At 41.7% G+C, this 16,817-nt stretch carries 19 protein-coding genes and 1 riboswitch; of the genes, 3 read left to right on the forward strand and 16 right to left on the reverse strand.

The annotated features are described in order from the left end of the window. The first annotated feature begins 209 nt into the window (after positions 1-209). The gene (locus V7783_RS17920) at positions 210-533 is read left to right on the forward strand and encodes a BON domain-containing protein (RefSeq protein WP_192542597.1); all 324 of its coding nucleotides are present in this window, start codon (positions 210-212) and stop codon (positions 531-533) included. A gap of 184 nt (positions 534-717) precedes the next feature. Here V7783_RS17920 and V7783_RS17925 read toward each other — a convergent pair whose 3' ends face one another. From V7783_RS17925 to yaaA, 5 genes are all read right to left on the reverse strand, one after another. Further along, the gene (locus V7783_RS17925) at positions 718-2,727 is read right to left on the reverse strand and encodes an alpha-amylase (RefSeq protein ID WP_335679879.1); all 2,010 of its coding nucleotides are present in this window, start codon (positions 2,725-2,727) and stop codon (positions 718-720) included. Between the two features lie 206 nt (positions 2,728-2,933). Then, complete coding sequence (locus tag V7783_RS17930) at positions 2,934-3,128, reverse strand: DUF1289 domain-containing protein (protein WP_192542595.1); 195 nt, start codon at positions 3,126-3,128, stop codon at positions 2,934-2,936. Between the two features lie 101 nt (positions 3,129-3,229). Then, complete coding sequence (locus V7783_RS17935) at positions 3,230-3,709, reverse strand: DUF2059 domain-containing protein (RefSeq protein ID WP_192542594.1); 480 nt, start codon at positions 3,707-3,709, stop codon at positions 3,230-3,232. Positions 3,710-3,918: 209 nt separating this feature from the next. Continuing rightward, the gene (locus V7783_RS17940) at positions 3,919-4,833 is read right to left on the reverse strand and encodes a mechanosensitive ion channel family protein (protein ID WP_192542593.1); all 915 of its coding nucleotides are present in this window, start codon (positions 4,831-4,833) and stop codon (positions 3,919-3,921) included. A gap of 109 nt (positions 4,834-4,942) precedes the next feature. Then, positions 4,943-5,722 (reverse strand): peroxide stress protein YaaA, encoded by a 780-nt coding sequence (gene yaaA, locus V7783_RS17945; RefSeq protein WP_335679880.1) that lies wholly within the window; start codon positions 5,720-5,722, stop codon positions 4,943-4,945. Between the two features lie 247 nt (positions 5,723-5,969). Between yaaA and tal the strand changes: the two genes are divergently transcribed. Continuing rightward, positions 5,970-6,920, forward strand: coding sequence for a transaldolase (tal, locus tag V7783_RS17950; protein WP_335679881.1), 951 nt, complete (start codon positions 5,970-5,972; stop codon positions 6,918-6,920). A 189-nt stretch (positions 6,921-7,109) separates the two neighbouring features. Beyond that, positions 7,110-7,298: a DUF3545 family protein gene (locus V7783_RS17955; protein WP_064666354.1), complete on the forward strand. Its 189-nt coding sequence runs from the start codon at positions 7,110-7,112 to the stop codon at positions 7,296-7,298. A gap of 189 nt (positions 7,299-7,487) precedes the next feature. Here the strand turns inward: V7783_RS17955 and ung are convergent, their stop codons facing one another. From ung to V7783_RS18010, 11 genes are all read right to left on the reverse strand, one after another. Continuing rightward, positions 7,488-8,150 carry a uracil-DNA glycosylase gene (gene ung / locus V7783_RS17960; protein ID WP_335679882.1) on the reverse strand — a complete coding sequence of 221 codons (663 nt, stop codon included), beginning with the start codon at positions 8,148-8,150 and terminating at the stop codon, positions 7,488-7,490. Continuing rightward, the gene (locus V7783_RS17965; protein ID WP_335679883.1) at positions 8,147-9,004 is read right to left on the reverse strand and encodes a cobalamin-binding protein; all 858 of its coding nucleotides are present in this window, start codon (positions 9,002-9,004) and stop codon (positions 8,147-8,149) included. Before V7783_RS17965 ends, ung begins: the two co-directional genes overlap by 4 nt. Further along, positions 9,004-9,603: a cob(I)yrinic acid a,c-diamide adenosyltransferase gene (gene cobO, locus V7783_RS17970; RefSeq protein WP_335679884.1), complete on the reverse strand. Its 600-nt coding sequence runs from the start codon at positions 9,601-9,603 to the stop codon at positions 9,004-9,006. The genes V7783_RS17965 and cobO overlap by 1 nt, the downstream gene beginning before the upstream one ends. Continuing rightward, positions 9,587-11,089: a cobyric acid synthase gene (locus V7783_RS17975; RefSeq protein WP_335679892.1), complete on the reverse strand. Its 1,503-nt coding sequence runs from the start codon at positions 11,087-11,089 to the stop codon at positions 9,587-9,589. The genes cobO and V7783_RS17975 overlap by 17 nt, the downstream gene beginning before the upstream one ends. Next, the gene (cobU, locus tag V7783_RS17980; RefSeq protein ID WP_335679885.1) at positions 11,089-11,616 is read right to left on the reverse strand and encodes a bifunctional adenosylcobinamide kinase/adenosylcobinamide-phosphate guanylyltransferase; all 528 of its coding nucleotides are present in this window, start codon (positions 11,614-11,616) and stop codon (positions 11,089-11,091) included. Before cobU ends, V7783_RS17975 begins: the two co-directional genes overlap by 1 nt. Further along, positions 11,613-12,422, reverse strand: a complete 810-nt coding sequence (locus tag V7783_RS17985; protein ID WP_335679886.1) for an adenosylcobinamide-GDP ribazoletransferase — start codon at positions 12,420-12,422, stop codon at positions 11,613-11,615. Before V7783_RS17985 ends, cobU begins: the two co-directional genes overlap by 4 nt. After that, positions 12,422-13,486, reverse strand: a complete 1,065-nt coding sequence (gene cobT, locus V7783_RS17990; RefSeq protein ID WP_335679887.1) for a nicotinate-nucleotide--dimethylbenzimidazole phosphoribosyltransferase — start codon at positions 13,484-13,486, stop codon at positions 12,422-12,424. Before cobT ends, V7783_RS17985 begins: the two co-directional genes overlap by 1 nt. 4 nt (positions 13,487-13,490) lie before the next feature. Further along, positions 13,491-14,486 carry a FecCD family ABC transporter permease gene (locus V7783_RS17995; protein ID WP_335679888.1) on the reverse strand — a complete coding sequence of 332 codons (996 nt, stop codon included), beginning with the start codon at positions 14,484-14,486 and terminating at the stop codon, positions 13,491-13,493. Beyond that, positions 14,479-15,309, reverse strand: coding sequence for an ABC transporter ATP-binding protein (locus V7783_RS18000; RefSeq protein WP_335679889.1), 831 nt, complete (start codon positions 15,307-15,309; stop codon positions 14,479-14,481). The genes V7783_RS17995 and V7783_RS18000 overlap by 8 nt, the downstream gene beginning before the upstream one ends. Before the next feature lie 84 nt (positions 15,310-15,393). Next, a riboswitch (cobalamin riboswitch) is annotated at positions 15,394-15,536 on the reverse strand. An 18-nt stretch (positions 15,537-15,554) separates the two neighbouring features. Next, entirely contained in the window at positions 15,555-16,169 is a 615-nt protein-coding gene (locus tag V7783_RS18005) for a histidine phosphatase family protein (RefSeq protein WP_335679890.1), read from the reverse strand. 25 nt (positions 16,170-16,194) lie between these two features. Next, on the reverse strand, positions 16,195-16,623 hold the full coding sequence (locus tag V7783_RS18010; protein ID WP_335679891.1) for an FKBP-type peptidyl-prolyl cis-trans isomerase: 429 nt from the start codon (positions 16,621-16,623) through the stop codon (positions 16,195-16,197). Positions 16,624-16,817: the final 194 nt, after the last annotated feature.

Genomic DNA, 16,817 nt, shown 5'->3' on the forward strand with positions numbered 1-16,817 from the left:
CAGCCCCAATCTTAGTAATCGACTGTGACTCCGAAGCAGCAGATTACATAGCACCTTACTTTTTTACCCAGTGGAATGTAAAAAATTCTCAGCTGCATGTTTTTATAAAATTAATAACTTTTAATTTCAATAAGTTGTTATTGGAACAGTTTTTGAGAGAGTAGGATTACTATTTACTAAGCAAATACAATAAACGTTGTGAGGGAAACATGAACCGCTTTAAATTAACCATATCTTTGGTATCACTTTGCTGTGTATTTTTACTCGCCTGTGCAACACAAGTCAGTGCAGCCACCAGCACAATTATGATCAGTAGCGTTTCCCCTCAACCAACGCTACAGCAAACACTTGTTAATAAACTGCGCAGCAATCCAAACCTCAACTTATCACAACTGCAAGTCCACGTTGATGGCAACAAAGTAGCCTTATACGGCCAAGCAGAAACCGGCTTTGAACGCGCGTTGGCACAAAAGTTTTTAGAAAATACTCAAGGTGTGGCAATTATTGAAAATAAAATGCAGATAAGGGATTAGGAAATTAGGTTAGAGGCGCTAGGCTAAAGATTGTAGAATTAAAGCACTAAAGCAACTGATTTACTAATAGTTCAACTAAGGTGTATTAAAACACAAAAAAAGCTAATCTCCAGAACATGACTTACAAAGTGAAACCCAGCTAAACACATGATTATGATTTAGCTGGGGTGTTCCTGTAATAAAATTAGAAGTTGCGTATTTCTACAGTTGAATTACTAAACTCGAACATATTAATTTTGCCGCATTGCGCCAGATGATTAGTAGTGGCGTAAGGAGCGTTTTCTTGAGTTATATCCCCTTCCCAACCTTGGCCATTTTTAATAAAGGCTTTTACTTCAAACCAGCCATTAACCGCTTTGCTGCAATCCATATCAACATCGAGCAGCCAATAATGCTCTCCCCAAATATTTAGCGGTGTAACACCAAAGCCATCGTTAGCAACGGTTTTTTCTGCTCCCCAAGCTGCGGGCCAAATATTAGTGGTCCAATCGGTTGCCGTGCCTTGCGCTTCACTACTTTGGCCACTTTCAACACCGTACCAATCTAGGTAGTTGTCGTTTGCTTTCCAAGGACTGGTAGTGGCATTTTTTAAATTATTGTGGCGAATTGGCATCGCACATTCAAAATTACTTGTTTGGCAGTTACGCCCAAGGTTTGTGTTTGCATAAACATGGTCAATCCCGCCGCGGATAAACATATCTTGGCCACTTTGCGTTTGTGCGCTAATGAATACCACAGTGCGCTGCCAATCACTCTTAGGATTGGGGGGGGTGATTGAGGTTAACTTGGCATTTTTATGAATAGCCATTGCATCCCACGCTGCTACATTTAAGTTAATAGTGCCATTTGCATTAACCGTTATAACTTCACCAGTACAACTTGTTGCATCATTCGCTAATTCTCCCTTTAACACATTGCAGTACTGCCCTGGAGCCATATCTGTTTGTACTGTAGCATTAAGTGTTGAATCTTCTTTATTAATTGCAACATGGCCTGAACTTCCTCGACCAAACGCAATTTGGTTATGTGTATTATCCCACCAATTGGTTGTTGCCCAGTTATCTGTCGTGTTATTTCTAAAATCTACGCCACCGGCAATGTATGACCAACGATGTTCACATTTCCAATTACTTGCAAAGCATTCTAAGTTCCCATTGTTATGCACTGGCACGCTAGGGCCACCGGCATCTGTATCACCATGAAAGTCATAACTAGACATTACTTTTGGATAACCATACGGGTAAGCCAACATAAATACATTTGCTAAGTCGTACAAACGGCCATCGGCAAAGGTAACTACATTGCCAGCGCCACCATGACCACGTTGATTATCGTGATTATCTACAAATACCACAGCTGATGCACTTGGCATAAATCCCCAGCCTTCACCAAAATTACTTAACCATGCAAGCGAGCCATTTCTAAAGGTATTGCCAAGCTCTGTGCTGTATTTAAACTCAGTGACTAAACCAGTGGCTAAGTATTCTGAAGCTGTTACTGCTTCGCCACCTTGATCTATCACTTCTTGAAACACTACTGGCGAACCATTTATTTTCGCCATTAAACTTTGAATATCGCTGGCAGCAACGTGTTTAGCTGCATCAAACCGAAATCCCTTAACACCAATGGCTTGTAATTCATTAATGTAAGCCGCTAATGTGTTTTGAACATACGTTGCAGCTGTGTCTAAGTCGGCCAAGCCGACTAGCTCACAGTTTTGTACTCGGTAACGATCGTTTCCATAATCAGAGTCATTAATAGTGCAACTAGCATGAAAGTCTTGTGGGCTATAAATTGGGTATTGTTTATTACCATAGGTATTACCAGCGGTGCCTGTTCCACTGCCTGCCGCCATATGATTGATCAAGGTATCTACATAAATATCAACGCCAGCGGCATCACAACGATTAACCATATCAATAAACTGCTCACGGCTACCGCCTCGGCTTTGTAACAGGTAACTGACAGGTTGATAACGCGTCCACCATTGACTGCCAATGATATGCTCATTGGGTGGTGAGACCTGAACCGCGGCATAGCCTTTAGGTCCTAGGTATTGTTCACATTCTAGGGCGACATCTTGCCAATTCCATTCAAATAAATGGACGAATGTGGTGGGTGCTGCATTTGCAATCGATGCAGTACTTAGGCCAACGCTTAGCCCTATCGTGGTTGCTATTTTTTTCATTTCCATTGTGTTTTCCTTATGTTGTCATTTAGGTGCTTTTACATTTACAAGCGATTAACAATAGAATAGTTCTAACAGAATAAAAATTGAATACGTATGCAATCAAAATACAATTGATTACGTTATGAGAGTAAGTGGTGCTGCTTAAATCGTGCTAATTAGATTGAAGTTTGGAATCGCTTTTTCAGACTCAAAGATGTTCTACGCAGTGGTTATTTTTGCTTAGCGCTTTTGCGAATTTGGCATTCATTAAGGATCTGCTGTTTTTGCTCTAAAGTAGCACTATGCCACGCTAAAATGTCAGCGAGTGTTCTAAAGCAACCAAGACATATATCATTATTATCTAAACAGCAGTGGCGAATACATGGATTTTCGGGCTGTTCAGTACCCTGTGTTTGACTAGCCATTACTAAAGCCTGCTTTATTATCACTTACTAGACACTAGCGTGTGTTTGAAGCTGTGTCTAATAAGTGCTTAAAAAGCAGCCGCAATCACGACGGTAGTTTCTTACTTACCTTGATGCTTTGCTAAGAAAGGTTGTAGCCTTTCAAGCAGTAGAGCTTGTTTTAACTGACCTTCTTGCATACCAAGTTGTGCACCGATCTGCATTAGTTGCGGTGATTTAGCGAGAAATTTTTGCCCTGTAGGTGTTTCATAAAATGCGATTAACTCATTAATTTCTTTATCAGTAAAACTTTCTGAGTACACTGCAACCAATTTAGTTAAAATTGCTTGTTGGTCAAAGTCGTATTTAAACCAATCTCGATAAATATTTTTCAGCTCCTCTTTCGCCGCATCATCCAATTGTAACTGTGATGCCATTTGCTCAATGACTGGCAACATGGCTTCAAAACCGCCAGTCATCTGCTTATCCATGCCCATTACTGCAAACATTCTTTCAACTGAGCTTATTTGCTGCTCTTTTGCATAACTGGTGTTGGTTAATATTAATAATGATAGCGTGCACGTTGCGATGAGCTTTTTCATCGTAATTTCCTTATAGATTAATAAACGAGAATTTAGCAATCTTACCCTATTAGTGCTAACTGTCTTTAAAAAGTTGCAGTTAATTATCCATAAAGTTATTAAAGCCTTCATGATTATCTAACACCGTTATGTAAATCAGACCTATCAGCAGGTAACTTTTACCTGCTGATAGTTCACCACAGTTCAGGTTAGTTATTAAATAAAGCAGTCTATTGCTCTGTCTGCTGTTGTTTATCACTGATCATCGCATCGAGTTTTTCACCGCCTTTAATAGCAAAGTCAAGCGTGCGAATTGGGAATGGAATGCTAATATCAGCGTCATTAAGCGCCTGCTTAACGGCCACGATTGCTTTATGGCGGACCGTCATATAATCCGCCTCACCGGGGTATTTGATCCAAAACCACACCAGCAAATTGACACTGCTGTCGCCAAAACTGTCGGCATAAACGGCCGTTTCCTCTTGTTTAATGACAAAATCAAATTCATTAATTTTTTTAACGATCACTTCGGCTGCCTGCTCTGGATCATCTGCGTATGAAATTCCTACTGGCACTTCAATACGGCGCACACCTAAGGTGCTGTAATTACGTAATACATTGCGAAACAGTATTTTGTTAGGCACTAAAATTAATTGTCCATAGAAGTTCTCAACCAGCGTATTACGCAAATTTATTGACTTAACAGTACCAAATACATCATCGGTTTTAATCACATCGCCGGTTTTAAAAGGCTTGCGAATACCCATGGCAATACCTGCTATAAGGTTTTCGGTCATATCCTGAAAGGCAAAACCAATCGCTAGCCCCACAATACCGGCACCTGCAAGCAGTGAGGTTACTGTGCCTTTGAGGCCCATAAAATCGAGTGCGATAAATAAACCCACACACAGTATCAGCACCTTAAATATTGAGGCCATTAAATCAGCGATTTGTTTGGAATCCAAAGAGCGGCGCAATAAATTACGCATCATCGAACCTAAAAAACGCGCTAGGATGGAAAAGACAATGGCAATCATCACTGCCACAATGAAGTTAGGGATATGGCTTATGACAACATCAAACCAACCACCAAGTTTCTCTTCTATTAATTTTTCAGCTTCACTGATAGAAGGTATTTTTAACATTATTAAACCCTGATTGTTCTACATATAGGATCAGGTTCGTGCAAAATCAGCGCCAAAACTAAAAAGCCATGCAATGCATGGCTTTTTAAGCGTTTAATGCTGGTAGAAATTAGTTTTGCTCATCACGCAAAAATACCGGCTCAAGCTCTTTTTGGCTTGCTTCACTGCTATAGTAGTAACCATCAACAGTAAACTTTTTTAAATCGCTTAATTGGGTAACTTTATTCTCAATAATGTAGCGAGCCATCAAGCCGCGGGCTTTTTTCGCGTAAAAGCTGATAATTTTATATTGACCATTTTTGCAGTCTTTAAAGTGCGGCGTAATAATTTGCGCGTTTAAAGCTTTTTTATCAACTGCTTTAAAATACTCATTTGATGCAAGATTTACTAAATATTGACTATCTTGCTCTGCGAGAACGCTATTGAGCTTATCGGCAATAATACTGCCCCAAAACTCATACAGGTTTTTACCACGGCTGTTATCGAGTTTAGTGCCCATTTCTAAGCGATAGGCTTGCATTAAATCAAGTGGTTTTAATAACCCATAAAGGCCTGACAAAATACGTAAATGGCTTTGTGCATAATCAAGTTGCCCAGCAGTTAAGCTGTTTGCATCTAAACCACCGTATACATCGCCATTAAAGGCCATTACGGCTTGTTTAGCGTTGTTTGTAGTAAACGGTTGCGACCATTCACTAAAGCGGGCAGCATTGAGCCCTGCAAGCTTATCGCTAATTTTCATTAAACTGCTAATTTGTGCCGGCGTTAATTCGCGGCACACAGTCATTAACTCTTCGCTGTGTTCAAGTAACTCAGGTTGCGTGAATTTATCGGTACTTGCTTGGCTCTCGTAATCTAAATTTTTTGCAGGTGAAATAACAGTGATCATAGTTAGCTATTGACTTGGAAATTATTTAATGTCAATTTCAACATTAAATGGAACGAAAAGCACGTTTTGTTTATATCAATCTGCCAACATTGATTGGTATGATACCTACCTTATTGCATCGCAGATTAAGCAATGCACCTTCGTTCTTTACTGATACGGACATAAGACCTATAAAGCACTGTCACAGTGCTGCAGTATAAGGTAGTTACAGTATTTTCTTTTAACTTGCTTGGAATGAGGAAAGCAAATGACTTCAGCTCTACAAAGGCTCAAACAACATTCATCTATCGTGGCTGACACTGGTGATATTGAAGCGATTAAAAAACACCAACCGGAAGATGCAACAACTAACCCTTCATTGCTATTAAAAGCCAGCGAAATTGAAGCCTATAAGCCCTATTTAGATAAAGCGTGGAGTTACGCTAAAGAAACCGAGCAAGACGCTGCTAAGCAATTAGAATTAGCCTGTGATTACTTTGCCGTATTACTAGGTAAAGAGATCAGTGAAATCGTACCTGGCTATATTTCTACCGAAGTTGATGCGCGTTTATCATTTGATACCCAAGCTACCATTAACAAAGCCCACACCTTATTAAGCCTGTATGAAAAAGAAGGCGTAAGCAAAGACAAAATCTTAATCAAGGTTGCTTCAACATGGGAAGGTATTAAAGCCGCAGAGCAACTAGAAAAAGAAGGCACTAAGTGTAACCTAACTTTATTGTTTAGTGATGCTCAAGCTCGTGCATGTGCAGACGCGAACGTATTTTTAATCTCTCCATTTGTTGGCCGTATTTTAGATTGGCACGTAGCTAACGGTATGGAAAAACCAACCGATCCATTACAAGATCCTGGTGTGCAATCTGTACGCAGTATTTTTGAATTTTACAAACGCCATGATTATAAAACCGTGGTTATGGGCGCAAGCTTCCGAAATACCGGTGAAATCATTGCCTTAACTGGTTGTGACAAGCTAACGATCAGCCCTAACCTTTTAGAAGAGTTAGGAAACCTTGAAGACGCTCAAGAATATTTACTTGAAAGTGATATCGCTAAAGAGCCAAAACCAGCACCTTTAACTGAAGCACAGTTCCGCTGGTTGCATAATCAAGATGCCATGGCGACTGAAAAACTAGCTGAAGGTATTCGCTCATTTGCTGATGCTCAAGAGCAACTAGAGGCACGCTTTAAAGCAATGTAATCGCTTTTATCGACTCGTTAATTAGTAAAAAACTAAACGTCGCAATTGCGACGTTTTTTTATGCAAAAAACAATCCCTATTCATTAATTCATCACTTATCTGTAACATAACCGTCACTTTTTTATTCTATTTTAGTTTGGCCTGTGGTATAGGTATTTCCGAGGTTCAAAAATTCAATAGGAGAAGTTCATGGATAGCCTAGACGATATTTTAGAAATATTAGAAGGTCCTGATACAACAAGAAAGACCTCTCAGAAAAATAAAAAGAGAAAATGGCGCGAAATCGAGGCTTTAAAAGATAAGCATCGTTTACGTAAAGAACTACAGGAATTAGATTTTTTTGCAGACAATATTGCGATTGATGAATTAGATTTTTAATTTACACAGCGCAGTAAAACTAACCAACTAAAAGGCCCTTACTTAGCTGTAAGGGCCTTTGTTTTTTATTAAATGAGTTACATTTTTCGCAGGCTCACCTACATGCATTGAATTACAATTTGTGTAGCAGCGATTTTACATCGCGACAAAGCCTCAAATCTGCGCGGGATAAACCCGCACCTACAATTATTAAACTTGCCAATCGATCGCTATTTTACTTTGCTGGGTTAATAACTGATTGGTTTTAGAAAAATGCTGACAACCAAAAAAGCCACGATGAGCCGACAACGGCGATGGATGTGGTCCAGCTAAAACATGATGCTTTGTGCTATCAATACCTTTACCTTTCTTTTGCGCATGAGCACCCCATAAAATAAACACCACACCTTCGCAATGCTGATTAATATGGGCAATCACTTGATCAGTAAACTGCTCCCACCCTAAGTGCTTGTGTGAGTGTGCTTGCCCTTGCTCAACAGTCAACACTGTATTTAGTAGGAATACGCCCTGCTCAGCCCAACCTTGTAAATAGCCATGGTTTGGTATCTTAAAATCGGCAATATCTGTCGCCAGCTCTTTATAAATATTTTTTAATGACGGCGGTAGTTTAGCGACTTCTGGCAATACTGAAAAACACAAACCATGCGCTTGACCTTCGCCGTGATAAGGGTCTTGCCCGAGCATCACTACTTTTATGTTAGCAAGCGGTGTTGCTTCAAATGCGCTAAAGACCTGCGACTGCGGTGGATATACAGCAATACCCTGACTACGCTTTTGCGCAACGGTATCAAGGGTCTGTTGCATATAAGGTTTTGCACATTCGTTTTTTAAAAAATCTTGCCAATTACTCATTGAGGCTCCTTCATTACGACTCGTGAAGCATCAATTTTCATGCACATATCATCTAGCCCATCGAGCATTCGCGTGGTAAAACGATGTAATAAGTCAGCATTTACATGCAAAAATTGATTATTTTTTACCGCTGGCACTTCGGGCCATGGCGACCAATCAATCACCGCTTGTTGCTGCTGTGATTTTTCATCTGGTAATATTATTACTTCAGGCTTCGCTACAACCACATTTTCAATGCTGATCTGCGGGTAATCCGTGCGGCTGTTTGCAAATACATTACGCCCTTGGCAAATATCAATTAATTGATTGATCCAAGTATTTTTCCCTACCGTCATCATAGGCTCTGGCCACAATTGGTAAAACACCGCAATACTGCTCTTGTCGCTATATTTGGCTTTAATGACTGCAATTTTATTTTCAAATTCAATTGCCGCCTGCTCAGCCGCTTGCTCACGCCCAGTGAGTACCCCTAAACGGCGTAACTCGTTTGGTACTTTATTTACATCACTGGCGTCACTGTAAGAAACCTCAATACCAAAACCTTCGATTCGGGCTAAATCTTCCGCTTTGCTACCGGTTTTCCAAGCTAAAACTAAATCAGGTTTGAGTGCTAATAGCTTCTCAAGCTGAATGCCTTGATGACCACCAATGCGTACAATATCGTTTGCTGCAGCGGGAAAGTCAGCATATTCAACAGTGCCAACTATTTGATCCCCTGCACCGATGGTATAGAGGTTTTCAACAATATGTGGTGCAAGCGCGACGATTCTTAATTGCTGCTTGTTAGGATCAGCCACGAGCTTAAAGCAGCATAGAGCCAACGATAAAACGAGTATAAACCTAAGCCTGGCCATTAGTAATCAAATCCTATTTGCGCTTTGACGCCGGCATCAAACGCGTGTTTAACATTACGTACTTCGCTTACTGTATCGGCTAACTCCGTTAATTTACGATGCGCGCCGCGCCCAGTTATGATTAGAGATTGCATTGGCGGACGATTTGCAATCACCTCTAACGCCTCATCTAAGTCAATGTAGCCATAAGTGATCATATAAGTAATTTCATCAAGTAAGACTAAATTAATTGATTCATCAGCAAGCATGCGTTTAGCTTCTTGCCAAGTCGCTTGCGCCGCTGCGGTATCTGATTCTTTATTTTGCGTCTCCCAGGTAAAACCGGTGTTCATAATTGCAAATTCAACCCCTGCTCCTTGCAATACATTGCGCTCTCCACAGGGCCAAGTGCCTTTAATAAACTGGCACACGGCAGCTTTCATGCCATGGCCCACACAACGGGTTACGGTACCAAAGCCGGAGGTCGATTTACCTTTACCGTTACCGGTGATCACTTGAAAAACGCCTTTTTCTGTCTGCGCCGCAGCAATGCGTTCATCTACTTTATCTTTTACTTTTTGTTGGCGTTGTTGGTGTTTGTCGTTATTTGTGTCGCTCATGATTAACTCCTTCCCAGTTCTGGTAAATTTGTGTGATTTTGTCTAGATCTAAATATTCTTTACACATAGTTGCTAAGCGCGTTAATTGCTGCTCGCGGTGGGTGTCTATGTCGATTAATTGAGTTATACCACTATTTGGCAATACCCAATCCAGTATTAATTGCGTGGCTTCACTACTATCAAACAAGCCATGTAAGTAAGTGCCTGCTACGCAATTATCTTTTGATATAAAACCATCTTGCGCAACATTGTTAGGATGCTCAGTAAATTTTAAAAAAGGCTTATCCAGTGCTGGGCCTGCACTACTACCAGCATGTATTTCATAGCCCAAGACTTTAGCCTGCTGCCCCAGCAAAGTGATCATGCCCTGTGCTTGGGTGAGTACTTTTTGTTGTCCAAGCTGAGTTACAAAGTCAGCGAATCCTAAACCTGCACAATGAGTTTGGCTTGACTCGACACCTTTAGGGTCAAAAATATCGGTTCCCAGCATTTGCAACCCTCCACAAATACCGAGTAACTTGCCACCGTAACGTAAGTGGCGTTTAATTTGCTCCCCCCAGCCTTCATTTTTTAAAAAGGCTAAATCACTGATCACATTTTTACTACCAGGGATGATGATCAGATCAACTTCAGGAATAGTTTGAGTATGACGAATGTAATTAATATCAATTTGAGTGTTTAAGCGCAGTGCATCAAAATCAGTATGATTGCTAATATGTGGTAATAGTAAAACAGCTATTTTAATTTTTGCTTGGCTAACTTGGTTATCTATCGCGACCGCATCTTCGGCATCTAAGGCGAGATCATGCAAATACGGCAACACTCCTAAGACAGGTTTACCTGTGTACTCTTCAAGCCAATCTAAGCCACTTTGCAGTAATGCAATATCACCGCGAAAACGATTGATCACAAAGCCCTTTACTCGCGCTTGCTCTGACTCACTTAACAAAGCCAACGTGCCCACCAAGTGTGCAAACACCCCGCCTTTATCGATATCAGCAATAATAATTACAGGGCAATCAACCGCTTCAGCGTAACCCATATTGGCAATATCACCGGCACGCAGGTTGATTTCAGCAGGGCTGCCTGCGCCTTCAACCACTAACAGCTCAAACTCTTCACTTAAACGTTGTTGCGAGCTAAGCACTGCATCCATCGCTACTTTTTTATAATCGTGATATGCCTGCGCTTCCATATTACTAATCGCTTTGCCGTGAATGATCACTTGCGCGCCAGTATCACTGTTTGGTTTGAGTAAAATAGGGTTAAAATCAACCCGTGGCGCTACTTTAGCGGCAATTGCTTGTAATGCTTGCGCACGACCAATCTCGCCGCCATCTTCGGTTACAGCGCTGTTTAGAGCCATATTTTGCGGTTTGAATGGCGCAACTTTAATGCCTTGCTCGACAAACACCCGACATAGCGCCGCCACTAAGGTGCTTTTACCGGCGTCTGATGTTGTGCCTTGCACCATTAATGTTTTCATCATGATTGCTCTTTTAATGTTAAGGCAAGACCTGCCATTATAAATTCAACGCGTTCTGCGTTAGCTGCAATGGCTTGATGCAGCCAACCCGATTCATCCACAAACTCACGGCTTAATTCACCAAGCGGCACAATACCGTGGCCCACTTCATTGCTGACAAAAATAACCTGCCCAGGTAAGTATTCAAGGGCCGTTAACAGCGCTGCTTTTTGCTCATGCCAGCAATTACTATTGTTGTGGCATAAACAGTTACTTAGCCACAAGGTTAGGCAGTCAACTAAAATACAATTGTCTTGAGTACTGTGCGTTTGTAACGCCTTTGCTAAAGCAATTGGCTCTTCGACCAACGACCAATTTGCCGGTCGCTGCTTTTGGTGATGGGCAATACGCGCTTGCATTTCGCTATCAAGGGCTTGCCCAGTGGCAAGGTAAATAACCGTTTTATTACTGGCTTTTGCTAACTGCTCGGCAAAGCGACTTTTACCACTGCGCGCGCCGCCTAAAATAAGGGTGTGCTTATGGTTCATAATAAACTCACTAAAGTAAGATAAATAACCACTTCACTTAGCTGTTGCGCCGCGCCTAAACAATCGCCGGTGTAGCCACCTAATTGCTGCTTGAACCAGTAGATTAATAGCAGCCTTAGGAGCAATAACACGGCGATAATCACTGTAGCGGTTTGCCATAGCATTACGCCAAACGCAATGAAACAGATCAGTAGAGCTGCACCAGTTAAAACTAAAGTAACTAAACTGGTGACCGATAAATGCATCGCAAGCGGTTTTACTTTTGAAGTGGCATCGGCACTTACATAATCCATACTAAATATTAAGCTTGTTGCGACGGCACGACTTAGGCATTGCCCAATCACAATTGCACTTAGCACACTTAGCGTTGTCTCACTTAGTACTGAGTCACTGAGAAAAAGGAGGCTCTGAAATTTCACTAGCAGTATGATAAATAATGCCGCCGCACCATAGGTGCCAAGGCGGCTGTCTTTCATAATCTCAAGCTTTTGTTCTATCTGCCAACCACCACCAAAACCATCCCAAACGTCAGCCCAACCATCTTCGTGAAAAGCTCCAGTTAATAACAGCCCCACAGCCATCATTAGTAATAGGCTTATTGACGGTGGTAACAACAGCTGAAAAACACTATATGCCAGTGCCAACAATCCACCGAGTAATAATCCCACCAAGGCAAAGTAGCGGCTTGCTTGATTTAAATGAGCACCCGTTACTGTAAAGTTTAGTGGCACTGGTACACGGGTTAAAAAACTAATTGCTAGTAACAGCAGCTGCCCTTGCGTAACTGCGTTTGTCCTTGACTGCATTAACTTACAACCTGCTCAACACCGGCATCAGCAAAGCTGGCCATCTGATTATAAAAACCAAGTGCTGCTTGCAATAACGGCAAACTCAACGCAGCGCCAGTACCTTCACCTAACCGTAAATCAAGTTGGAGTAGTGGGGTAACATTTAATGCGTCTAACATCAGTTGGTGACCTTGCTCATTTGAGCAATGCGCAAAAATTAAATAGTCTTTAACCGCTGGGTTAATCGCAATAGCAACCATAGCAGCGGCGCTACAAATAAACCCATCGACCACCACAGCCATGCCCTGCTCAGCAGCACTAAGCATTGCTCCGGTAATATGTACAATTTCAAATCCGCCTAATGCAGCAAGTAAAGTTATTGGATCAGCAAGGTGTGATTTATGCAATGCCAGCGCTTGCTCTACTACAGTTATTTTCCGCTGTACAATCTCATCGCTCACCCCTGTGCCTTTACCTACACACTGCTGCGCGGGTAAATTAAGTATCGCTGCCATAAGTGCTGCAGCACTGGTGGTGTTACCTATGCCCATTTCGCCAAACGCGACTGTATTACAACCTTTCTGACTAAGCTGTTGTATAAGCTGTTTAGCATTATCAAAACCTTGCTGCACTTGCATAGGCGTCATCGCCATTTCAATATTTAATGGCTTGGTTATGTTACCTAAACGACAATTGTGCACACTCGGCGCTGTGACTGGATGTAAAATGCCACAATCAACCACTTCTAATTGCCAGCCGAGTTGTTGGCAAAATACATTAATGGCGGCGCCACCACAGACAAAGTTAGCAACCATTTGTGAGGTTACATCACTGGGCGCGATCGATACACCTTGGACTGCCACACCATGATCCCCTGCAAAAACCAATAAAGTAGGCTTAGTAATACAAGGCGTGAATGCTTTAAACGCATGCTCGTCAGCCACGTTTTGGCTAAACAAAGTCACCAGTTGTGTGGCGCATTGCTCTAACTTCCCGAGTGCGCCAAGGGGTTTGGTTTTATGATTAATTTTATCCGCAATTAAACTGCTATATTGGTTGGTGATTGTAGGTATATTAAACATTTAACTAAGTTGCTCGCTTGCGAAAATAAAGTAACGATAAAAAGAACACACTGCCGATTGCAGACGTGATCACCCCAATAGGTAACTCTTGATTTGCTAGCAAAATACGTGATAACACATCAACCCAAACCATAAATGTGCCGCCAACAACCGCGGTCATGATTAAGCCGCTTGGTGTACCTTGGGAGACAAAAAAGCGCACAATATGTGGGATCATCAAACCTACAAAACCAATTCCACCACACATAGCCACCAATACTGCGGTGATCAACGAGCTAAGTATCAACATTAATAGTCGAAAACGTTGCACTGGAATACCAAGGGTCACGGCACTTTCATCACCTAGTAGCATGGCATTGAGTTGACGGCGAAAGCCCATCATTACTGCCGTGCAGCTTAAAATAACTAAAGCAGGTAGCCAGAGCGTTGCCCACTGAGCACGAGCAAAACTTCCTAAAGTCCAAAATAAAATAGCCGTGATCGCCTGTGGATCACTAAAGTACAATAGCAAACTGGTAAATGCGCTAAATAAAAATGATAACGCCACACCAGCTAATAGCATGGTTTCAACTTGCCCGCGCCCAGTACGCCCGGCAATAAAAACCAGTAATAGCATAGTCAATAAACTGCCAACAAAAGCGGCCGCAGACATAGTGATACCAGCGCTCACGCCGGTGATTGTAATAAAGCACACCACACCAAATGATGCGCCTGATGAGATACCAAATAAATAAGGGTCTGCTAATGGATTGCGAGTGACGGTTTGCAAAATTAACCCCGCAATTGCTAAACCTGAACCGGCTAAAAAAGCGAGTAACGTGCGTGGCATGCGTAATTGCCAGATGATCCGTTCAATAAACGAGTCATGTCCTTGGCCAATAATACTGTGGTATACGTCAATAAATTTACTCGGCGCAGCCCCAAAACTTAACGCCACAAAAATACTCACACCAGCGAATACCAACGCTGTAATAACTGCAAAGGAGTGATTACTAGCCATTGTTTACTCCCGCTTGATAACCATAAAAATAAGTAATACGCGGGATCACTTTATGTAATTGCTGGCTTTGCGGATGCTGCGACACTTCAGCGCACACCCCAAATACATCGCTGAGCATTTTCTCTGTGATCACTTGCTCTGGCGTCCCTGATGCCACTAACTGGCCTTGCTTGAGTACTAATAATTGATCACACATACTTGCAGCAAGATTCAGGTCATGAAACGACGCCAAAATCGTCACATTTAGCGACTTGGCCAGTTCCATTAATTGAATTTGATACTTGATATCTAAATGACTAGTTGGCTCATCCATTATTAATAACTTAGGGCCTTGGACTATTGACCTTGCAATTAATGCCCGCTGTTTTTCGCCCCCTGAGAGTGAATCAAAGTTTTGCATTAAATGATGGCTTAAACCAACTTGTTCTATCGCTTGTAAAACAACTTGTTGATCGGCTTTTGTGGTAGCGCTAAATAAACTTTTGTGCGGCGTAAGGCCTAGGCTGACAACATCATACACTGACAAATTAAATTGCGAAGGCGTCTCTTGCAGTACAACAGCAACTTGCTTGGCATACTCATCAGCGCTCAAGTGCCAAATATTGTGCCCGGCAAATTGCACCTCACCATTTTGTGGTTTGCTATAACGATATAAGCAACGTAACAAACTTGATTTACCTGCGCCATTAGGGCCGAGTAAACCAACAAACTGCCCTGCTTTTATCGAAAAATCGATATCTTGCAAAATAGCAGTATTGGCTACAGACCAGGATAAGTTGGTGATTTTAAGTAAAGGAGGCGCCGCTGCGTCAGGTGTATGCAATGTGTTATTCTCTCTCGCGATAGTAAACCCACAGCACTACAAACCATAACATTCATGGTGATAATAGAAGAGTTAACCCGCTCCTTGATTCAAATTAACGTATTTTGTATCTGACTTATCACTCTGGTGACTTACAGTTGCGGGAACAGTTGAGGACTTTCACCCCATTCCAAAATACATAAGGCTCTATTATGGGCAGGTGAGTAAATATTTCAATGAATATCTTTCTAGATGGCTAAAAACAGTTAAAAGGCAATTTTCGGCCATGCTGTACCTGTGTCATCAATAAAAATATCAATGCAAATGAGCTTGCCATAGCCTATAGAAAATATATTTTGCTGCTGAGACTGTTTAGGTAACTGACAAATTATAGCGAGCAGCTGCTTGATCACTCCTGCATGTGTTATCACCAACTGCGCTTGAGTCTGAGTTTTAGCAATATCAACGAGCAAAGTTTGCCACCATATCGCAACACGCTGGTAAAAATCAGCCATAGGCTCTCCAGCAGGAGGAGTAACCTGCCAGGGATCTTGCCAAAAATCACCAATGCTTGGGCTATGCGTTTGTTGCCATAAATATTCATATTTACAACCATCCCAGTCGCCAAAGTTATACTCTCGGATTTGATCCGTTAGGATAAGTGGAATTTGTTGGCGATTCGCAAGCTCTGTAGCAAATACGCTGCAACGTTTCAGTGTAGAGCTAATAATGCGCTCAATATTCACAAGTTCAGCACAGGCAATATTTAGCTGCTCGACTCCAATTTCGCTTAAAGCAAAGTCGGTATGACCTGCCAACACTCCCTGCTCAGCAAGCTCTCCATGGCGCAATAAATAAACACGGCTAGAGAATGGTTTCATAATATCCTTCGAACAAATAGTTAGCTTAAGCTAAACGAATTAAACGCACATCAAAGTGAAGTACCGCATTAGCACCAATTTTACCGCCATTCCCCTTACGGCCCCATGCCAGTTCAGCAGGGATAACAAACTCATAACGAGACCCTACCGACATCAGTAAAATCCCCTCGCGTAACCCTTCAATTGCCTCAGCTAATGCAAACACTTCAGGCATACCTGCTTTATAACTGTCTGCAATAACACTGCCATCTGCCAGCATAATACGTTGATTGATAACAACTGTATCTAGGTCAGTTACCCGTTCGCCTGACACTTCATCAATAACTTTATACATTAAACCTGAATCACATAGTTGAGTATCAGGGTGAGCACTAAACTTAGCAATAAAACTTTCACTGTTTTTACGATTGAGCCCTGAAGAGCCCTTTGATTTGGTTGTTTTTTTACGACCCACGTGAACCCGCTTATTTATATTATAAATAAAATGGTTTATCGCATAAATAGAATATTAAACGCAAGTGTTATAATGAGTTTGCTTATGTCTGATAAAAAGGGCGAGTTTACGAGTTTACGAGTTTGCGAGTTTGCGAGTTTGCGAGTTTGCGAGTTTGCGAGTTTGCGAGTTTGCGAGTTTGCGAGTTTGCGAGT

It is taken from the genome of Pseudoalteromonas sp., assembly GCF_036960685.1.
Lineage (GTDB): Bacteria > Pseudomonadota > Gammaproteobacteria > Enterobacterales > Alteromonadaceae > Pseudoalteromonas.